At 37.1% G+C, this 19978-nt stretch carries 19 protein-coding genes; 15 read left to right on the top strand and 4 right to left on the bottom strand.

Features of this window, described 5'->3' with window-relative positions; all coding sequences use genetic code 11:
* Window positions 1–22: 22 nt before the first annotated feature.
* The 3 genes from CRG87_RS01590 to rpsD all read right to left on the bottom strand — a co-directional run bounded on the left by CRG87_RS01590 (window position 23) and on the right by rpsD (window position 2482).
* Window positions 23–1327, bottom strand: a complete 1305-nt coding sequence (locus tag CRG87_RS01590; RefSeq protein WP_074425474.1) for a replication-associated recombination protein A — start codon at window positions 1325–1327, stop codon at window positions 23–25.
* Window positions 1327–1797: a YueI family protein gene (locus CRG87_RS01595; RefSeq protein ID WP_074425473.1), complete on the bottom strand. Its 471-nt coding sequence runs from the start codon at window positions 1795–1797 to the stop codon at window positions 1327–1329. Before CRG87_RS01595 ends, CRG87_RS01590 begins: the two co-directional genes overlap by 1 nt.
* Before the next feature lie 73 nt (window positions 1798–1870).
* Window positions 1871–2482 carry a 30S ribosomal protein S4 gene (rpsD, locus tag CRG87_RS01600; RefSeq protein WP_046306681.1) on the bottom strand — a complete coding sequence of 204 codons (612 nt, stop codon included), beginning with the start codon at window positions 2480–2482 and terminating at the stop codon, window positions 1871–1873.
* Window positions 2483–2902: 420 nt separating this feature from the next.
* On the opposite strand from rpsD, the gene ezrA reads away from it, so the two are divergent.
* From ezrA to mreD, 10 genes are all read left to right on the top strand, one after another.
* On the top strand, window positions 2903–4618 hold the full coding sequence (gene ezrA, locus CRG87_RS01605) for a septation ring formation regulator EzrA (RefSeq protein WP_074425472.1): 1716 nt from the start codon (window positions 2903–2905) through the stop codon (window positions 4616–4618).
* 214 nt (window positions 4619–4832) lie between these two features.
* The gene (locus CRG87_RS01610) at window positions 4833–5990 is read left to right on the top strand and encodes a cysteine desulfurase family protein (RefSeq protein WP_074425725.1); all 1158 of its coding nucleotides are present in this window, start codon (window positions 4833–4835) and stop codon (window positions 5988–5990) included.
* Window positions 5991–5995: 5 nt separating this feature from the next.
* Window positions 5996–7213, top strand: coding sequence for a tRNA uracil 4-sulfurtransferase ThiI (thiI, locus tag CRG87_RS01615; RefSeq protein ID WP_046306689.1), 1218 nt, complete (start codon window positions 5996–5998; stop codon window positions 7211–7213).
* Window positions 7214–7491: 278 nt separating this feature from the next.
* A complete protein-coding gene (locus CRG87_RS01620) occupies window positions 7492–10131 on the top strand; it encodes a valine--tRNA ligase (RefSeq protein WP_074425471.1) in 2640 nt (879 codons plus the stop codon).
* Between the two features lie 2 nt (window positions 10132–10133).
* On the top strand, window positions 10134–11408 hold the full coding sequence (locus CRG87_RS01625) for a bifunctional folylpolyglutamate synthase/dihydrofolate synthase (protein WP_074425470.1): 1275 nt from the start codon (window positions 10134–10136) through the stop codon (window positions 11406–11408).
* Window positions 11398–12075 (top strand): HAD family hydrolase, encoded by a 678-nt coding sequence (locus CRG87_RS01630; protein ID WP_074425469.1) that lies wholly within the window; start codon window positions 11398–11400, stop codon window positions 12073–12075. The genes CRG87_RS01625 and CRG87_RS01630 overlap by 11 nt, the downstream gene beginning before the upstream one ends.
* Before the next feature lie 38 nt (window positions 12076–12113).
* On the top strand, window positions 12114–12737 hold the full coding sequence (locus tag CRG87_RS01635; protein WP_074425468.1) for a JAB domain-containing protein: 624 nt from the start codon (window positions 12114–12116) through the stop codon (window positions 12735–12737).
* 97 nt (window positions 12738–12834) lie between these two features.
* Window positions 12835–13839: a rod shape-determining protein gene (locus CRG87_RS01640; RefSeq protein ID WP_074425467.1), complete on the top strand. Its 1005-nt coding sequence runs from the start codon at window positions 12835–12837 to the stop codon at window positions 13837–13839.
* 51 nt (window positions 13840–13890) lie between these two features.
* A complete protein-coding gene (gene mreC, locus CRG87_RS01645; protein ID WP_074425466.1) occupies window positions 13891–14739 on the top strand; it encodes a rod shape-determining protein MreC in 849 nt (282 codons plus the stop codon).
* A complete protein-coding gene (gene mreD / locus CRG87_RS01650; protein WP_074425465.1) occupies window positions 14739–15272 on the top strand; it encodes a rod shape-determining protein MreD in 534 nt (177 codons plus the stop codon). The genes mreC and mreD overlap by 1 nt, the downstream gene beginning before the upstream one ends.
* 42 nt (window positions 15273–15314) lie before the next feature.
* Here mreD and CRG87_RS01655 read toward each other — a convergent pair whose 3' ends face one another.
* The gene (locus CRG87_RS01655) at window positions 15315–15446 is read right to left on the bottom strand and encodes a DUF4044 domain-containing protein (protein ID WP_074425464.1); all 132 of its coding nucleotides are present in this window, start codon (window positions 15444–15446) and stop codon (window positions 15315–15317) included.
* 102 nt (window positions 15447–15548) lie between these two features.
* On the opposite strand from CRG87_RS01655, the gene CRG87_RS01660 reads away from it, so the two are divergent.
* The 5 genes from CRG87_RS01660 (at window position 15549) to CRG87_RS01680 (ending at window position 19976) form a co-directional block, all read left to right on the top strand.
* A complete protein-coding gene (locus CRG87_RS01660; protein WP_074425463.1) occupies window positions 15549–15875 on the top strand; it encodes a DUF3397 domain-containing protein in 327 nt (108 codons plus the stop codon).
* 172 nt (window positions 15876–16047) lie between these two features.
* Window positions 16048–16479, top strand: coding sequence for a division/cell wall cluster transcriptional repressor MraZ (gene mraZ / locus CRG87_RS01665; protein WP_074425462.1), 432 nt, complete (start codon window positions 16048–16050; stop codon window positions 16477–16479).
* Window positions 16480–16487: 8 nt separating this feature from the next.
* On the top strand, window positions 16488–17435 hold the full coding sequence (gene rsmH, locus CRG87_RS01670) for a 16S rRNA (cytosine(1402)-N(4))-methyltransferase RsmH (RefSeq protein WP_074425724.1): 948 nt from the start codon (window positions 16488–16490) through the stop codon (window positions 17433–17435).
* Window positions 17436–17448: 13 nt separating this feature from the next.
* A complete protein-coding gene (gene ftsL, locus CRG87_RS01675; RefSeq protein WP_074425461.1) occupies window positions 17449–17811 on the top strand; it encodes a cell division protein FtsL in 363 nt (120 codons plus the stop codon).
* On the top strand, window positions 17811–19976 hold the full coding sequence (locus CRG87_RS01680; RefSeq protein ID WP_074425460.1) for a penicillin-binding protein: 2166 nt from the start codon (window positions 17811–17813) through the stop codon (window positions 19974–19976). The genes ftsL and CRG87_RS01680 overlap by 1 nt, the downstream gene beginning before the upstream one ends.
* The last annotated feature ends 2 nt before the right edge of the window (window positions 19977–19978 follow it).

Consider the following 19978-nt stretch of genomic DNA (forward strand, 5'->3'; position numbering starts at 1 on the left):
GAAATAACAGTTGTGTCACTCTTTATTTTTTTAATCCTTTTTCTTGCATTTCATGTAGAATTTCGTACTGCTTCTTAAGGCCACTTTCGATTTTAGAATTGCCTTTAGGATTGAAATACTGCGTGCCAACTAAATTGTCCGGCAGATATTGTTGTGCAATCCAGTCATTAGCAAATGAATGAGGGTATACATATCCTTTACCGTGACCTAGTTTCTTAGCACCTTTATAGTGGGTGTCCTTAAGGTCATCAGGAATTGGACCGTAGTTTTTATTTTTCACATCGTCTAGTGCTTGATCAATTGCACTGATTGCACTATTGCTTTTTGGTGAAAGTGCAAGTTCAATCACAGCGTTTGCCAGGGGAATCCTCGCTTCAGGAAAGCCTAGACTTTGTGCTGCCTGTATTGCAAGCTGTGCGTGTTGCACGGCTGCTGGATTTGCTAAGCCAATATCTTCATATGCAATTACACTTAGTCTGCGACAAATTGAAATAAGGTCACCAGATTCAATCAAGCGAGCCAAATAATGCAGAGCAGCATCAGTATCGGAACCGCGAATTGATTTTTGAAAGGCGGAGACTAAGTCATAATGTCCATCGCCTTTTGCATCAAAGTTTTGGCTGCGCATCTGAATTGAATTTGCCATTTCTTCTTGGTCAATTATTAGTTGGTCATCTTCATTTTTACCCGCAGCAATTTTTTCTTGCTTAGTTGAGCGAACGGCCAACTCTAAGCCGTTTAAGGTGGTTCGTAAGTCACCATTTCCTTTTTGAATTAATAATTTTCTTGCATCATCTGTAAGCTCAACATGGTATGAACCCAAGCCATTTTCTGAATCCCTAAGTGCGCGGCTAATTGCTTGATTAACATCTTCTTCAGCTAAAGGTTTTAATTCAAAAATCTGGCAACGTGATCTTATCGCTGGAGAAATTGCAATATATGGATTTTCGGTTGTCGCACCTATCAGAATAATTTCGCCAGACTCAAGCAGAGGTAAAAGGAAGTCTTGTTTAGTTTTATCCAACCGATGAATTTCATCTAGTAAAAGGATAACAGTTCCACTTAATTTGCCTTCTGCAGCTACTTGCTCCAATTGCTTTTTACTATCGGTAGCAGCATTAAGCATGCGAAAAGCATATTTAGTTGAACCAGCGATTGCACTTGCGATACTAGTTTTTCCAATGCCTGGTGGGCCATATAAAATCATGGATGACAACAGTTTGGCTTCAACCATTCGTCTAATAATTTTTCCAGGACCAATTAAGTGCTGTTGCCCCACAACCTCATCTAGTGTACGTGGACGCATGCGATAAGCTAATGGTTTCATTATTTATCTCCATGGAATAAGCGATGCCAAAAACCATTTTTATCTTTTTTAACATCATGAGTTAACTCAGTTTTAGGAATTTCGGGCGGGTAAACTTGGGCTATTTCTATTCGCATTTTGTTAATTGCTGTGTTTGAAACTACTAAAATTGCCGTATCCTCAGGACCAGTTTTAGCGGTCTCGTTAGTAACAATCGTAAAAGGAATGTTTGTTTTTCCACATTGTGCCTCAACCTGATTTAAAAATTCATCATTTAAATTACCGTTAATCAGGATCGAAAATCCAGTGTAATCATTGAAGTGCGTTAAAAATAATTGGGTTAGGGCAGGGTCTTTAACTTCAGTGTTATTCATTCTGACAAAGACGCGCTCTCGCAGTGAACCGAGATATCTTCTACGTTCATCAGGCTTTGTTTGTGGGATGATTCCCTGGGCTGCATTTGCAACTCGTGTGTTTAAATCGTCTGACATAGTTATTATTTTTTCCTTTCAAGTAACAAAAAACCCTTCCCAAGTAGGAAAGGGCTTTTGCGAATAAAAGAAATTAAAGTAACTTGTTGTAGTATTCAACAACCAAAGCTTCGTTAATTTCTGGTTCCATTTCATCACGTTCTGGAAGACGTACAAGAGAACCTTCAAGCTTATTGTCATCAAATGTAACAAATGATGGACGAGAAACAACTGCTTCAAGTGCATCTTTAACTTGTTGTAAGTTCTTTGACTTTTCTCTAAGACCGATTACTTGGCCAACCTTAACGTCGTATGAAGGAATATCAACACGTTTACCATCAACAGTAATGTGACCATGGTTAACTAATTGTCTAGCTTGTTCTCTAGTAGTAGCTAAACCTAGGCGGTAAACAAGACTGTCTAAGCGGCATTCAAGTAAAATCATGAAGTTAGTACCGTGTTCACCTTCACGGATTTTACCAGCACGTTTGAACAAAGTTCTAAATTGGCGTTCGTTTAAACCGTACATCCAACGTAGCTTTTGCTTTTCGTGTAATTGTTCACCATATTCTGATAAACGACCACGTGAATTGGGACCGTGTTGACCTGGTGCATAGTTACGACGACTAAGTTCTTTACCAGTACCTGAAAGTGAAATTCCTAATCTTCTGGAACGTTTCCAGCTTGGACCTGTATATCTTGACATAAAATCCTCCAATAAAATCTGATAACAGTTTTTGGAGTAAAATAGTTACGTATAAGTTTAGCATTCGTGCATCTTAATTTTCATTTTCGCCTCTTGCAGCGTCGGTTACTCGTTCACTAAAACGTATTAAGATGTTGACGTTCTTGCCACTTATAGCTGCAAATATTTTACACGAAGTCTATTATAGCTACCTTGGGCTATTTAAGCAAGGAAAACTGGATGTTTCTAGGCGGTTTTTTAAAAAACAAGTTAAATTTAGGCCAATTTGGTAGTTATTATATTGATAAATTAAAAACGTCAGGAAAAGGTTATATTAATGGTAGATTTTAGCATTCAATTAAGATAGTTAACTTCTTTCAAATCAATCCGCACTCCATTAAAGAAGTTTGGTATAATTGAGGGTAGTTTTGGAGGAAAAATATGACATCAACTCAGTCCATAATTGTAATAATTGCAATTTTAATTATCATTCTTATTGTAGCATTTATGCTCATCATTAATCGGAGGCAATTGCGAGAAATTATTGAGCTTGACGATATGATTACCAAGATTGACAAAATGGACTTGGGCAATGATATTGCTAAGCTTGATAAGATTGATCTTGCGGGGGAAAGTCTAACAACTTTAACAACATGGCGTAAGAACTATCAACAAGCAACTAGTAAGAAAATTCCCGAAGTTCAGGAATTACTAGAGCAAGCTGCAGAACAAAACGCACATTATCAGCTTTTTAAGGCAAACAAAAATATTAAGCAGGCTCAAGAAATTATGAAGCCAACTTATGATGATGCCAAAAACACAAAAGACGTTTTTACAGAATTGCTTGAGTCAAACCGTGAAAACCAAATGGAATATGACGATTTGAACAAGAGCTACCAGGAGATGCGTAAAGAGGTTTTAGCCGATTCCTTTAAATATGGTGTTGCACTTGATCAAATTGAAACTGAACTTGGTGCAATTGAAACTGACTTTACTGAAGCCAAAAGTTTAACTGCGCAGGGGGATCAAGTTGAAGCTAAGCGCGTTTTATCTAAAATAAAAGCAGCAATTAATTCGATTGGCACAAAATTACCTGAAGTTCGCGAGGCCCAGCATGAGCTTGACACGGTTTTTCGTGAACAGTTAAGTGAACTAACTGATACCTACAAAAAAATGGCTTCTTCAAAATATTGCATTACTAAGGTAAATGTTTTAGAAGAAATTAAACAAATTCGGGTTCAAGTTGATGATGCTGAAAAGTTATTAGCTGAATTAAAAATGGCAGATCTTAAGAAGGAGCTTAAGCAAATTAAGTCTGAAATAGATGGCCTATATGATGTTTTAACGCTAGAATACAAAGCTCGTCCGTTTGTTGAAAAGAATCAAGATAAAATTCAACGCTTACTTGCTCATGCACAAGTTGAATCCAAAAATCTAGTTGAAAAATTGCGGCATATCGATGAAAGCTATGAGCTAACTCATGGCGAACTAGCTGAAAGTCGAAAACTGGAACAAGAAGTAAACGATATGAATCGACAATATACTGTAGATACTCAGAATATTGCTGATGGAAAGGGCGTTTATTCTGAAATCAAGACTTCTTGGCTCAGCATGATAGAGCGATTACGTGAAATTAGTGATGAACAGAAGAGAATGTCACAAGACGTTGATGGGCTTTACGATGCTGAAAACGTAGCTAATGACTCAATCAATCGCTTTAAGCAAGAAGTTTCGTTAGTCTATCGCCGTTTGGAGCGTAAGAAGTTACCTGGTAATCCTGATACATTCATTCAAATGTACACGTTAGTAGTTAATGAAATTGGTCATGTTGCAAAGGAACTAAGTGAAGTTAGAATTAATATGGAAGAAATTTCTAACGAGTTGATTCAGATTTCAGACGATGTCGAGCGACTAAAAAGAGAAGCCGATGAAATTATTAATTGTGTCGATTTAGTTGAGCTAACCTTGCAATATTCCAACAAGTACTCTAATCAGGATTCAATTAAACAGGCCCAAAAGAAAACAATGCAACTTTACAGTATGGATTATAACTATAAGGATGCACTTGATACGATTGCAACAGCAATTGAAAAGGTCGAGCCTGGATCATATCAACGACTTGAAAATCTTTATTATTCTGACAAGAAGAACAATTAGACAATCTGATACAAATAAAAAGCTGTATTTATCTAAATACGGCTTTTTACTTACAAATGATTTTATTGCGAGGCTTTTTAGTAATTTAATATTGAAGTGCTAGCGATGAACGCCTTGTATTTAAATTATTGCATTGAAGCTAGATTTGATTTAAGCTACAATTTATTAGTTAATGGACATTCAAGCCAATTGGGTTTGGAAGGGAGTAAAGCTTGTGATATATTTTGACAACAGTGCTACCACTAAAATTGATCCCTCAGTTTTAGCGACTTATGATCAGGTTGCGCAAACAATCTGGGGTAATCCATCAAGTTTGCACAAATTAGGTGATCGGGCCTTTCAATTATTGGAGAGTTCGCGAAAACAGATTGCTAACCTATTGGGTACGCAAGCAGATGAAATTTTCTTTACTTCTGGTGGAACTGAATCAAATAATTGGGCTATTAAAGGAACAGCTTTTCAAAAACGTAAATTTGGTAAGCATTTAATTACTTCTAGTGTTGAGCATGCCTCTGTTACCAATGCTTTTAATACTTTAGAGTACTTGGGCTTTAATGTTACAAGATTGCCAGTGGATAAAGAAGGTAGAGTTAATGTCAATGATTTGCGTAACGCAATTGATTCTGATACAACTCTAGTTTCAATTATGGGTGTTAACAATGAAATTGGTACCATTCAGCCAATTGAAGAAATTAGTGATTTACTATCTAATTATCCAAATATCATGTTTCATGTTGATAATGTGCAGGCATTAGGTAAAAATATTTGGTCACGTGTTTTTACACCACGTGTTGATTTTTCAAGTCTATCTGCACATAAGTTTCATGGCCCTCGTGGTACTGGTGTTTTTTATAAAAAAGAAGGCAAAATGATTGCTCCGCTCCATGATGGTGGGGGACAAGAAAAGAGTCTTCGTTCAGGTACTGAAAATTTGCCTGCAATTGCTGCAATGGCCAAAGCAATGCGTCTGATTTTGGCTGACGAAGCTGAAAAAGCAGCACGTGAAGAGGCAATTAAGGCAAAAATTGTTAATTATTTGCAAGATAAACCTGGCATTACCATTTTTTCACCAGTTTCAACTGGCTTTGCGCCACATGTTCTTTGCTTTTCGCTTGAAGGCATTCGAGGTGAGACTCTCGTTCACACGCTCGAAGATCATGATATTTATACTTCAACAACGTCTGCTTGTGCTTCAACTAAAGTAGATGAAGCAAGTACTTTGATTGCAATGAATGTTGATGACAAAATAGCTACAAGTGCAATCCGCATGAGTTTTGATGAAACTAATACACTGGATGAAGCAGATGAATTTATTAAAGTTTTTGATCAAATTTATCGTCACTTCGCTCAGATAAATCATTTAGGAGAGTAGGTTTAATGGAATATACGGAAATTATGATTCGCTACGGCGAGCTTTCAACCAAGGGAAAGAATAGGAAGGACTTCATTGGTCGCTTAGCAGGAAATGTAACTAAAGTTCTGCGTGACTTTCCGCAAGTCGAAATTCATCCCAAGCATGATCGCATGCATATTGTTTTAAATGGTGCACCATTTAAACAAGTTGATCAACACTTAAAAAAGGTTTTTGGTATCCAAACCTATTCCCCAACGATTAAGACTGAGAAGACTTTAAAGGATATTGAGGAAACGGCCTTAGCCTTAATGAAGGAAACCTATCACGAAGGGATGACTTTTAAGGTTAATACCAAGCGTAGCGATCACCATTTCACTTATGATACCAACGAATTGAATTTAATGGTTGGTGACTATTTGTTTGATCACATGTCCAACTTAAAAGTTGAAATGAAGCATCCCGATATTGTTTTGAGAATTGAAGTTCGTCAAGATGCAGTTTACATTTCTGATGAGTTGCTCCATGGTGCTGGTGGAATGCCGGTTGGAACGGGTGGAAGAGCAGTGATGATGCTTTCCGGTGGAATTGACTCTCCAGTTGCTTCCTACTTAGCATTAAAACGTGGTGTTGACATTGAAATGGTTCATTTTTATAGTCCACCATACACTACTGAGAAGGCTTTGAATAAGGCAAAAGAGTTGACTGGAATTTTGGCAAATTACGCGGGTCGAATTAATTTTATCGCTGTTCCATTTGCTGAGATTCAAGAAACTATTAAGGAAAAAATTCCTGAAGGTTACTTGATGACAGTTCAACGTCGTTTTATGTTAAGACTTGCTGATTTGATTCGTGAGAAGCGTAAAGATTTAGCGATTTTTAACGGAGAATCTGTTGGTCAGGTTGCTTCACAAACATTGGAATCAATGGCTGCAATTAATGATGTGACGACTACACCTGTCCTTCGTCCTGTTGCAACAATGGATAAGACAGAAATTATCAGTTTAGCTGAAAAAATTGGCACTTTTGATTTGTCAATTCAACCGTTTGAAGATTGCTGTACTATTTTTGCACCACCACGTCCAAAGACAAAACCGAAAATGGATAAAGCACGTGAATATGAAGCTAGACTGGATGTCGATGGTTTGATAGAACGTGCGCTTGATGGTATTGAAGTTACACCAATCTACCCAGATGAGAAATTCCTGGCTAATAAAGCTGAGGAAGATACTGCATTACTGTAAAAAACATGCTATAATGGCAACAAAGTAATAATCAAGAGGTACTAATCTTATAAATAGAGAAAGGTCCATTGTTGGTGAAAGACCGAAGGAAGATTAGTTGGTAGCTTGATTGAAAACTGATTAGCTGAACTGGTAGTAAGCTAGTCCGGTGATTTGCCGTTATCATGTTTTAAGAGAGGTAGGACCTAGTCTTACCTAACTTAGGTGGTACCGCGGTTAATTAGATCGTCCTAAACAATTTTTAAATTGTTTAGGACTTTTTTATTGGGAGGAAAAATATGAAAGATTTAGCACCTAAATATGACCCCCGTGAGGTTGAAGAGGGCAGATATCAAAAATGGCTAGATCAAGATTTGTTTAAGCCATCGGGTGACAAAAAGGCACATCCGTATTCAATTGTTATCCCACCTCCAAATGTAACTGGAAAACTGCATTTGGGCCACGCCTGGGATACTGCAATTCAAGATACTTTGATTCGTTATAAGAGAATGCAAGGTTATGACACTTTGTATTTGCCAGGGATGGATCATGCTGGCATTGCTACGCAAGCTAAGGTTGAAGCTAAGTTGCGTAAACAAGGCAAAGATCGCCATGAAATGGGACGTGAAGCCTTTGTTAAGCAAGTTTGGGACTGGAAAGATGAATATGCTGGAATAATTAAAAGCCAATGGGCTAAGTTAGGCTTGTCACTTGATTATTCCCGTGAGCGTTTTACGCTTGATGAAGGTTTGTCAAAAGCTGTTCGTCGCGTTTTTGTTCAATTATATAATGAAGGCTTAATTTACCGTGGCGAATATATCATTAACTGGGACCCAGAATTACAGACGGCTTTAAGTGATATCGAAGTTATCCACCAGGATGATCAAGGTGCGTTCTATCATATTAAATATCCATTTGCTGACGGCTCTGGTTTTGTTGAAATTGCAACTACTCGTCCTGAAACAATGTTTGGTGATACTGCTGTTGCAGTTGCTCACGGTGATGAACGCTACAAAGACATCGTTGGTAAAGAATTAGTTTTGCCATTAGTAGGACGTCACATTCCTATTATTGAGGATCAACACGTTGACCCTGAATTTGGAACTGGTTTGGTAAAAATTACACCAGCTCATGATCCTAACGACTTTGCTGTAGGTAATCGTCATAATTTAGAACGAATCAACGTAATGAACGATGACGGTACAATGAATGAGAATGCTGGTAAATATGAAGGCATGGATCGTTTCGAATGCCGTAAAGCAGTAGTCGAGGATTTAAAGAAGCAAGGTTGCCTAATTAAAGTTAAGCCAATCGTTCACTCGGTTGGACACTCTGAGCGTTCTGGTGTTCAAGTAGAACCTCGTCTATCAACGCAATGGTTTGTTAAGATGAAGCCATTGGCTGAAAAGGTTTTAGAAAATCAAAAAACTGATGATAAGGTTAACTTTGTACCTAAAAGATTTGAACAAACACTCGAGCATTGGATGGAAGATGTTCATGATTGGGTTATTTCACGCCAGTTATGGTGGGGCCACAGAATTCCAGCTTGGTATAACAAGAAGACTGGTGAAATGTACGTTGGTGAAGAAGAACCAAAGGACATTGAAAACTGGGACCAAGATCCTGACGTATTAGATACCTGGTTCTCAAGTGCATTATGGCCATTTTCAACGATGGGCTGGCCAGATGAAAATTCAGAAGATTTTAAACGTTATTTCCCAACAAATGCTTTAGTAACAGGATATGACATTATCTTTTTCTGGGTTTCCCGTATGATTTTCCAAAGCCTGCACTTTACTAACGAGCGACCTTTCAATGATGTAGTTCTACATGGCTTGATTAGGGATGAACAAGGGCGCAAGATGAGTAAGTCATTGGGTAACGGTGTTGACCCAATGGATGTAATTGATGAATACGGTGCCGATGCTTTACGTTGGTTCTTACTTAACGGTACAGCTCCTGGTCAAGATACGCGTTACAATCCAAAGCAACTTGCATCTGCTTGGAACTTTATCAACAAGATTTGGAATGCTGCTAGATTCGTAATTATGAATTTACCAGAAGATGCACAACCTGCTCATATGCCAGATACAGCTAAATTCGATTTAGCAGATGGTTGGATTTTTGATCGCCTAAATCATACGGTCAGTGAAGTTATTCGGTTATTTGATGACTATCAATTTGGTGAAGCTGGTCGTGAATTATACAACTTCATTTGGAACGACTTCTGTGACTGGTACATCGAAATGGCCAAAGTAGCTTTGAATGGTAATGATGAAGAATTAAAAGCAAGAAAACAAGATAATTTAATTTGGATTCTTGACCAAATCTTGCGTTTATTACACCCAATTATGCCATTTGTAACTGAAAAGCTTTGGCTCTCAATGCCACACGATGGTGAGTCAATTATGGTGGCTAAATATCCTGAAGCACATGCTGAATTTGAAAATGAGCAAGCGCGTCATGATATGGCTTTCTTGATTGAAATTATCAAGGCAGTTAGAAATATTCGTACCGAAGTAAATGCGCCATTATCATCTTCAATCGACATTATGATTCAACTAGAAGACGCTAAGAATGAAAGAATTTTAACTGATAATGAAGATTACGTTAAGAACTTCTTGCATCCAAAGGAATTGACTATTTCGACCCAAATTGCTGCACCGAAACTTGCTAAAACTGCTGTTATTTCAGGTGCACAAGTCTTTATACCATTAGCTGATTTAGTGAATGTTGATGACGAAATTAAGCGGATGGAAAAAGAAGAAGAGAATCTTCAAGCTGAAGTTGATCGTTCAACTAAGAAATTAGGCAATCAAGGCTTCGTTGCTCATGCGCCAGAAGAAGTAATCGCTAAAGAAAAAGCTAAGAAAGCTGACTATGAAAGTCAACTCGAAAGTGTACGTCAACGAATTGAAGAATTAAAGAAGGGTGAATAAAATTGTTTTTTACCAACGCTCAAGATGTGATTAAGCACTTATATTCACTTCCTAAACTACATGAAAAAGCTGACCTGACCTATATTAAGCGTGTCTTAAAACTATTAGGTGATCCGCAAGATCAGGTAAAAACAATTCATGTTACGGGCACAAATGGTAAAGGATCTACTTCTTATTATTTGAGTAATTTGTTGCAAAAGGCCGGTCAAAAGACTGGCCTTTTTGTTTCACCGTACATTTTTGAGTTTAATGAGCGAATACAGTTAAACGGCCAAAATATTAGTGATTCTGAATTGGTTAGAATTGCCAATCTAGTTGAAAACGCACTCGACCAAATTAGAATCGAAGATCCTAATTTTGCTTTAGTGACGTTTGAATATGAAGTTGTCGCTGCCTTTGTTTACTTTGAACAAGTTAAATGTGACTATGCCGTGATTGAAGTTGGAATAGGTGGTGAACATGATAAAACCAATGTTATTACCCCGGAAGTTAGCATCATTACAACTGTTGGACTTGATCACGAAGATATAATTGGTCCCACACTACTTGATATTGCTCGTGAAAAAAGTGGAGTTATCAAAACCAAGCGCCCAGTTGTTCTAGGTAATCTACCTAAGGAAGTAATGCCAATTATTGAGGAGAGAGCTCGCGAAAAAAGTTCTCCAATAAGAAAATTGGGTAAGGACTTTTTCGTTTCGGGTGACCAAAAAATACGTTATAGGGATAACAAGAAAAAGTTATCTTTCAATCTTAGACCAGAAGTTGAGGGCTTTGACATTGCTGTTGCGATTCAAGCATTTTCGCTTTTACATCTTCCTTTAGCGTCTGATGAAATTGAAGATGCGATTAATCAGACAATTATTCCTGGCCGTTATCAAGTATTGCAATCTGAGCCATTAATCATATTAGATGGAGCCCACAATATTCAAGCAATGCAGAACTTACTTAATTTTATTCATGAGCAAGCACATCTTCGTCATGGCACGGTTCGCATTTTAATGATGATGATGCATGATAAAGATTTAGACGAGGTTTTCTCATTATTCCAGCCAACAGATCAAGTAGAATTGACAACGATTGATTATCCTCGTGCCGCTAAGAAAAAAGACTTTCCAGATTGGGTTGTGCAGAAGTATCCATACCAAGAAAATTGGCAATCAACCTATAAGCAATTAAAACTAGAAAGTCAATCAGATGATATACTATTAGTAACAGGATCGTTTTATTTGGTGGGTGAAGTTTTACATTTAGAGGAGAATGCCAAAAATGAAAATTAATGGTATTGATGCAGAAATTAACGGTATCCTTTTCGATATGGATGGATTGCTGGTTAATTCTGAAAATTTGTATTGGAAGGCTAACATTCAAGCTGCTAAAGAAGCAAATTTGGGCATTCCAGATGACACATATCTTAAACTTGTTGGCTCAACCAATAATGATATGCAGGATTTTTACCAAAAGTACTTTTCTGGTGATGAGCAACGTGATCGCTTTATTAAGCGGACCGATGAATTGGTATGGCAGTGGACGAATGAAGGGAAGTTGAAATTACGTCCTGGTGTCCAACAAGCACTCGATTTATTTCAGAAAAAGCAGATACCAATGGCAGTTGTTACAAGTAATACCGAGGATGTGGTAGAGCATAATTTATGGATGACGGGAATTAGGAATTATTTCCAATTTCACTTGAATTATGATGATGTAAAGAAAAATCACGTAAAGCCTAAACCAGCACCTGATATTTATCTGCTAGCTGCTAAAAAATTAGGAATACCGCAAAATAATATTTTGGCATTTGAAGATTCATCAGCCGGTTTGCAATCTGCTGTTGCTGCTGAAATCAAGTGCGTCATGGTGCCTGATTTAATTCCAGCAGGCGATAGTGATAAAGAGATTGCTGCAGAAGTTTGCAACGACTTTTTCGCTTTCTTGAAAAAAGTTTAACGTCTTTTTGCGTATTAAATAGTGAAAGGAATGATTTAATGAAATTTATTAAGTCCAGACACTATTTGATAGACACTGATATTGTGATTTTGACTAAGCTGTTTGACCAGCTGAAGAAAGTTGGAATAACTGATTATGATCAGTTAATTAAGAGACTAAATCAGTTGAATATTGTTAGCTTTGACGATTTACTTGAATATTTGTCTGATTTCAAATGTGATGATAAAGTTGCAGTGATGGGCGAAATGGTGCTTGAGCGTTTACGGATGGCTGTCTATGATCGTGATGCAGTGCTGACTTCTAGTAATGAAGTGGGGATGTATTTAACGGACAAGCTGGCGAATCGTAAGCAAGAAGAATTGTGGGCTATTTATATAGATAATAGCAACCATATAATTGCTGAAAAATGTTTGTTCAGGGGTACATTAGATAAATCTGTGGCTCATCCGCGTGAAATTTTTCGTTGGGCATTGATATATGCGTGTGCGGGTGTCTTTGTTGTTCATAATCATCCAAGCGGTAAATTAGTGCCCTCAAAAAGTGATTTAGAATTGACCAAGTTGTTGCACAACGCAAGTGACATGCTACACATCGACTTTTTGGATCATTTTATCGTTGGAAAAGGGCATTATTTAAGCATGCGTGAGCATCAATTGTTTTAAGTTCATCTTAAAGTTTATACTGCGCTTCTTTTTTAAGTCTGAGTTTATGCTATAATGATTCAAGATTTAGAGACTGCAGTAATAAGGAGAGATTTTCGTGTTTGGATTAGGAGCAAAAAATATTGGTATCGACTTGGGTACAGCAAATACACTTGTCTATATGGAAGGAAAAGGGATAGTTTTAAGAGAACCTTCTGTTGTTGCTAAAAATACTCATACTAATAAAGTAATCGCTGTTGGTTCAGAAGCCAGAGAAATGATTGGTAGAACCCCATCAAGCATCGTTGCAATTAGACCGATGAAAGATGGTGTTATTGCCGATTATGATACAACTGCTTCAATGCTAAAGTATTTTATTGAGAAGACCGTTGGTAATTCTAAGCCTTCAGTAATGATTTGTGTTCCATCTGGTGTAACTGAAGTAGAAAAACGAGCAGTAATTGATGCTGCTCGAGTAGCTGGTGCACGTGAAGCTTATGTGATTGAAGAACCATTTGCTGCTGCAATTGGTGCTGGGTTACCAGTAATGGATCCTACTGGTTCAATGGTAGTTGATATTGGTGGTGGAACAACAGATGTTGCAACCATTTCACTCGGTGGAATTGTATCTTCAACTTCAATTCGTCAAGCAGGCGATAAGTTCAATGCCGCTATTGTAAATTATGTTCATTCCAACTTTAATTTGCTAATTGGTGAACGTACTGCTGAAGATATTAAGATTCAAATTGGATCTGCATCGGTTGAAAAGGCAAAGGAAATTGAGTCAGTAAATATTCGTGGTAGAGACTTAGTTACCGGTTTGCCAAAATCTGTTGATATCAAAGCAGAAGATGTGTCACTTGCCATTCAAGACGTTGTTCAAGACATTATTGTTGCTATTAAAGAAACGCTCGAACAAACGTCACCAGAAATTGCCGCTGATGTTATCGACCACGGTATTGTGTTAACCGGTGGTGGCGCCTTACTTAAGAATTTACCTGATGTTATTTCCGAGGCTACAAAAGTTCCTGTATTCATTGCTCAAGATCCATTGGACTGTGTTGCAGTTGGAACAGGTGAATCTCTCAAAAACATTGAAATAATGCGTAGAAGTCGCAGATAAAATTTTAAAAGCCGGCTATTTTTGCCGGCTTTTCTTTAGGGATCATTCCAGATGAAGAAATTTCTACAAAATAAAAAATTATTATCAGTTTGCATTGTTGTTATTGCTCTTTTTACAGTGATTGGTGGCTCTGTTAGTTTACGTAACAAAAGAAATACTCCACTTGTAATTCAAAGTTTAGGCAATGATATTGTTGCAGTTGGTGCCAGAGTTGTTGATTTTCCAATCGGTATAATTTCTGGTGGCTTCAACAATGTTAATGAGCTGCTAAATACACAAAATGAGAATAATTACTTAAAAAGTCGTGTATCTGAATTAGAACAAACTAAAGCGCGCAACTCTAGCCTTGAAGCTGAAAATAAACAGTTGAAGTCAGCTTTAAAACTTAAGAAAACTCTTACTGATTTCGACCAAGTTAATGCATCAGTAATTTCTCGTTCTCCTGATAGCTGGACAGATATTTTGGTTATCAATAAAGGGACAACTTCTGGCATACGTAAAAATATGGCTGTAATGTCTGGTGGAGGAATTATTGGCCGTATTGTAGAAGCAGATGCCGCTTCTGCTAAGGTTGAATTAATCACAACTACTGATAAGTCTGCTAACCGTTTTGCGGTAGAAGCCCAAGCAACTAATGGTAAAAAGGTTCATGGAATTATCACTGTTATTGGAGATAAAACACTTGCGTTTACACAGGCAGTTGATAGTAAAAAGTTAAAACAAGGTACTAGAATATATACTAGCGGAATGGGAGGGAATTCTCCTAAGGGCTTATTAGTTGGAACAGTTGCTGCTACAACACATGATTCTTTTGGTTTATCAGATTTAATAAAAGTAAATCCTGCTGGTGAATTGAATGACCCAACAACAGTAACCGTAATTAAGAGGGCGGTAGACTAATGAGTTCGTTGAAAAAATATACACTGGCATTCGCTTTGTTTATCACATTAGCTTTAAATGGTAGCCTTTCGTTATATTTACATCCACTGTATGGTTTTAGCAGTGGTGCCAATTTATTATTACCAATTGGGATGATGCTAGTTGCATTAATTGATGATACTAATCAAAAGGAATTATGGCTAGCATTTGGTACTGGCATTGTAAGTGATGTTTTTTTCTTTGGCATCATTGGTATATATACAGTTAGTTTACCTTGTGTTTGTTGGTTTTTACAAAAAGTGGCTCGTTTTTTACCAGAGTTATTCTGGGCTAGAGCTGTCTTTACATTAATTGGAACGGTGTTCTTAAACGCCTATAACTGGCTATTCTTTAACTTAACTGGTATTGCTAAAGTGTCACTAGGAATGTTGCTAAAAGGGCTGTTACCGACTTTCTTGTGGTCAGCTGCTTTCATTATACTAACGTATTGGATTTGGAACTGGTTAGCTATAGAGTTTCCGTTTATGGTAAAACAAGAGAATTATCGCTCTTAATTCTCCGTAAATAAAAAACGTGAGATTATTTTCTCACGTTTTTTATTCAAAAAAGCCGATTTGACTTAATGCCTGAACGACAACGGCAGCTAAAGTAATAATAGCCATTATCCATGCCATAAATATAGTTAGCTTTTCAAAACCTGATTTTTTCTTTTTACGTCTTCGCGTCATTTGTTGACCTCCTGTTTGAACAATATTTTATTCTACTTAAATATTTTTTTCAAACGGCTAATAGGATAAAATGGAAACAAAGTAAATAGAGGAAGAATAAATATGCTTTTAATTTTTATGTTACCCGTTATTGGAATATTAATAGCTGCCTTGCTAAATTGGTTTTTCCCGAAAGCAAAATTTAGAGGTTATGATATTTTGCCATTTTTTTTAATTGCAGCTTGTCATTTGATTGTTGTTCAAGAAAAGAGACCAGAGTTTTTGCCATATGGTTTTTTCATGTTTTTTATTTTAGTAATAATTATTGCAGTTAGTGAGGCAGTAAAAAATAAAAATATTTCATTGGGAAGAACAATAAGAGAAATTTGGGACTTTTTAACAATGAATACCATTTTCTGGTATGTTGGGTTACTATTTATGATGATTTAAGTGGGAATAGTTCCCCACTAACTAAATAAGCTTAAAAGGTTGAAATCTTGCGAAAGATTTCAATCTTTTTTTTGTTTTTAAATATGAAAAAATAAAAAATCAAAAAAATGTAATAAAAAGTGGTAGAAAGTGGTGGAATGTGGTAAATTATTATTTGGAAGGGGGCTAGACCATGTTCATGGGTGAATTTCATCACAATCTTGACAGCAAAGGGCGTTTAATTATTCCCGCTCGTTTGCGTACTCAAATTGGTGATAAGATGGTATTCACTCGCGGAATGGAAGGCTGTATTTTTGGCTACACACTTGATGAGTGGCAAAAAATTGAAGCTAAGTTAGCAAAACTTCCATTAACTAAGAGAAATGCGCGTAGTTTTACGCGATTGTTTTACTCTGGTGCAATGGAATGCGAATTTGATAAGCAAGGACGTGTCAATCTGACCACAACTTTAAAGGAACACGCTTCCTTGGTTAAAGAATGTGTCATCGTTGGTGTTTCTGACAGAATTGAAATTTGGTCAAAGGAACGCTGGGAAGAATTTAGTGAAGACGCTAACGAAAACTATGATGACATCGCAGAAGATTTGGATGATATTGAACTATAAAAATGACTATGGAATTCAAACACACCAGTGTACTCTTACATGAAACAATTGAAAATTTAAATCCCCAAAACGGTGGTCTATACGTAGACGCAACTTTTGGCGGTGGCGGACATGCAAAATACTTACTAAGTAAGCTTAAGAATGGAACTCTCATAGGCTTTGATCAAGACGAGTATGCAATAAAATCAGCACAGTTAAACTTTGCTAGTTTATTGAATCCTAATAGTGACCCTAGACTAGAGTTAGTACATGACAATTTTAGTCATTTAAAGAAGAATCTGGTTGAGCTAGGTTATCAAAATGGCATTGACGGTATATACTATGATTTAGGTGTTTCATCCCCGCAATTTGATCAAGCAGGACGTGGTTTTTCTTATCGCTTTGATGCTAGATTAGATATGCGTATGGATCAGAGTCAGAGTTTTGATGCATATCAGTTAGTAAATAACTACAGCCAAAAAGAACTAGCAGATATTTTGTACAAGTTTGGCGATGAAAAATATTCTCGCCAAATTGCTCGCAAAATCGTTGAAAGAAGACAAAACAGACCAATAGAAACAACTTTTGAATTGGTAGAGGTTATTAAGGAAGCAATTCCTGCGTTTGCACGTCGAACAGGGGGACATCCTGCTAAAAAGACATTTCAAGCATTACGCGTGGCTGTTAACCATGAGCTTGATGTTTTGCAGGAGTCACTTGAGGAGGCTATTGAGCTCTTAAAGCCCGGTAGCAGAATTAGTGTAATTACCTTCCAGTCTGATGAAGACAAAATCGTAAAGAATATTTTTAAAAAATATTCTGAAGTTGAGGTACCAAGAGGAATGCCAATGATACCAGATAGCATGAAGCCAACACTTCGCCTGGTCAATCGGAAACCAATTGTTGCTTCAAAAGAAGAGTTGGAAAACAATAACCGCTCACACAGTGCAAAGTTGCGAGTTGCGGAAAAATTGTGAAGAGGAAATAGCAATGGCTGATAGTTTAGCAAGAAAAATAGAATTTAATCCTAATAATCAAGAAGAACCCCAAAAGAGAAAAAGACAAGTTCTTGACCATCGGCATGTTGCTTGGAATGGGCTAGAGCGGACTTTACTTGCCGTGGGCACTTTAATCACAATTGGCTTGATGACAATGTTAGTATCTTCAAGCATTTCTGCTACTTCAGCTCAACATGAACTTACTAGTGTGCAACGTGAAGTTGCTAAAAAGCAAAGTCAAGTAAGTGATTTACATCAGGAATTAGGTGAGTTAACCTCAAGTGCAAGACTTAACAAGATTGCCAAAGATAAGGGGCTAACTTTGATTGAAAAAAATATTAGGACTATTCACTAATGAAAAAGCACATTAGTAATTTAAATTTACAGAAATCCAAAGCTCACAAATACCGTTTTACTGTAGGAAGATTCCTTCAGGTAGCTGTAGCTTTGGTTTTTCTTGTATTTATGGGCAGATTTTTATATATAGGAATATCTAAAACAGTTAGCGGTCAAGACTTGACCAAAAAAACTGAGCAGTTATACATGAGAAACCAGGTTTTAAAAGCAACTCGTGGGACAATTTATGATCGTAATGGTCTTGCGGTTGCTCAGGACTCTCATCTGTATACAATTTATGCAATTTTGGATAAATCCTCGATCAATTATAAAAATAAGCCCGAATACGTTGTAAATAAAGCAGAAACTGCTGAAAAATTGGCGAAGGTCCTACCGCTTTCTGCTGACAAGATTTTGCAGTATTTAAATCCAAGTCACCCGGCTTTTCAAGTTCAATTTGGAACTGCTGGTATTGGGTTAACGCGTAAAGAAAAAGAACGAGTTGAAAAGATGAAGTTACCAGGAATTAAGTTTTTTGAAACTCAATCAAGACTTTATCCTAATGGTAATTTTGCATCACATATTGTTGGTTTAGCCACGCCAGAGTATAACAAAAAAACTAAGACCCAAGATTTGATTGGAACAATGGGACTTGAAGCTTGGTATAATGATGTTTTATCAGGTAAAGACGGCTACCAAATTTCGTCAGTCGATGCTTCAAACTTTCAAACGCCTAATAGTGTTCAGAACTATCAGGCGCCCAAAGATGGTAATGATGTCTATTTAACCATTGATTCACAATTGCAAGAATACCTTGAAAATCGCCTGTCTTACGTTCAAAGTAATTTTAATCCAGTTTCAATTACTGCCGTTGTAGAAGATATGAAAACTGGTAAAGTCCTGGCTGCTTCGCAGAGACCGACTTTTAACCCGCAAACAAAAAAGGGAATGGAAAAATCATACCGGAACATTTTGGTACAAGATACGTATGAACCAGGCTCTGTATTTAAAGTACTAACTTTGTCTGCGGCCGTTAATAGTGGAAATTATCACCCAAATCAATACTACAATTCTGGTTCGGTAACAGTTAGCGGTTCAGTAATTCATGACTGGGAAACTCATGGATGGGGAAGCATCCCATTTTCTCAAGCTTTTCCTCGCTCAAGTAATACTGGTTTTGTTCATCTTGAACAACAAATGGGTGCCAAAACTTGGCGTAAATATTTGAATGAATTTCACATTGGCCAAAACACTGGTGTAACTTTGCCAGGAGAACAACCAGGGCTGATTGCTTTTAAATCACCAATTGATCAAGCAGTTACAAGTTTTGGTCAAGGCGTAAATGTTAATGTTATGCAGATGATGCAAGCCTTTAGTAGTTTGGCTAATGAAGGTCAAATGGTAAAGCCACAATTTGTCGAAAAAGTGACAGATTCAGAAGGTAGGATAATTACCAATTATCAAATCAAAAATGTTGGTGAACCAATTTATTCAAAAGAAACTGCACAAGTTGTTCTTGAAAATATGCAACGTGTATTAAATAAGAAAATTGGAACAGGATCTGTTTACCGCATTAAGGGCGAAAGTATTGCGGTCAAGACTGGAACTGCTCAAATTGCAAATACTAAGGGTGGAGGCTACCTTAAGGGCGATAATAATTATACATTTTCTGTTGTTGGCGTCACCCCAGCCAAACACCCACGCTATTGCATTTATATTACTGTGAAACAGCCTCGACGGATGAGCAAGCCTGCGGAAGTTATCTTAGCTTCAATTTTTAAGCCGATGATGAAACGCGTCATTTTAATGTCAAAAAACGAAGTAAATGACACAACAATCATTAAAACACCTGATTTTAAAGGAATGTCATATTTAGAAGCTGAGAAGAAGGCACGTCAAGTAGGTTTGAAGCTTGCTAAGGTAGGCAGTGGTGATAAAATAAGCGGGCAGTCAATTGCCAAAGGACAAAAACTAGAAGCAGGTAACAAAATTTTTGTTTTGACTTCCGGTAAAATAAAATGTCCAAAAATGAATGGTTGGACAATTGAAGAGTTGCGTCAATTTGAAAATCTTACTGACGTGAAGTTGGATATTCAAGGCACTGGTAGAGCTAGTCAGCAAAGCGTGAAACCTGGTGTCACTATTAAGTCAGGTACTAAAATAAAAATCAAATTAAAGGAGTAGCA

This window comes from Lactobacillus apis, from assembly GCF_002837055.1.
Lineage (GTDB): Bacteria > Bacillota > Bacilli > Lactobacillales > Lactobacillaceae > Lactobacillus > Lactobacillus apis.

Excerpts from the sequence above, each read along its gene's own strand:
- CRG87_RS01590 (WP_074425474.1), bottom strand. The coding sequence starts at position 1,327 with ATGAAACCATTAGCTTATCGCATGCGTCCACGTACACTAGATGAGGTT.
- CRG87_RS01595 (WP_074425473.1), bottom strand. The coding sequence starts at position 1,797 with ATGTCAGACGATTTAAACACACGAGTTGCAAATGCAGCCCAGGGAATC.
- rpsD (WP_046306681.1), bottom strand. The coding sequence starts at position 2,482 with ATGTCAAGATATACAGGTCCAAGCTGGAAACGTTCCAGAAGATTAGGA.
- ezrA (WP_074425472.1), top strand. The coding sequence starts at position 2,903 with ATGACATCAACTCAGTCCATAATTGTAATAATTGCAATTTTAATTATC.
- thiI (WP_046306689.1), top strand. The coding sequence starts at position 5,996 with ATGGAATATACGGAAATTATGATTCGCTACGGCGAGCTTTCAACCAAG.
- CRG87_RS01620 (WP_074425471.1), top strand. The coding sequence starts at position 7,492 with ATGAAAGATTTAGCACCTAAATATGACCCCCGTGAGGTTGAAGAGGGC.
- CRG87_RS01630 (WP_074425469.1), top strand. The coding sequence starts at position 11,398 with ATGAAAATTAATGGTATTGATGCAGAAATTAACGGTATCCTTTTCGAT.
- CRG87_RS01635 (WP_074425468.1), top strand. The coding sequence starts at position 12,114 with ATGAAATTTATTAAGTCCAGACACTATTTGATAGACACTGATATTGTG.
- mreC (WP_074425466.1), top strand. The coding sequence starts at position 13,891 with ATGAAGAAATTTCTACAAAATAAAAAATTATTATCAGTTTGCATTGTT.
- mreD (WP_074425465.1), top strand. The coding sequence starts at position 14,739 with ATGAGTTCGTTGAAAAAATATACACTGGCATTCGCTTTGTTTATCACA.
- CRG87_RS01655 (WP_074425464.1), bottom strand. The coding sequence starts at position 15,446 with ATGACGCGAAGACGTAAAAAGAAAAAATCAGGTTTTGAAAAGCTAACT.
- CRG87_RS01660 (WP_074425463.1), top strand. The coding sequence starts at position 15,549 with ATGCTTTTAATTTTTATGTTACCCGTTATTGGAATATTAATAGCTGCC.
- mraZ (WP_074425462.1), top strand. The coding sequence starts at position 16,048 with ATGTTCATGGGTGAATTTCATCACAATCTTGACAGCAAAGGGCGTTTA.
- rsmH (WP_074425724.1), top strand. The coding sequence starts at position 16,488 with ATGGAATTCAAACACACCAGTGTACTCTTACATGAAACAATTGAAAAT.
- ftsL (WP_074425461.1), top strand. The coding sequence starts at position 17,449 with ATGGCTGATAGTTTAGCAAGAAAAATAGAATTTAATCCTAATAATCAA.
- CRG87_RS01680 (WP_074425460.1), top strand. The coding sequence starts at position 17,811 with ATGAAAAAGCACATTAGTAATTTAAATTTACAGAAATCCAAAGCTCAC.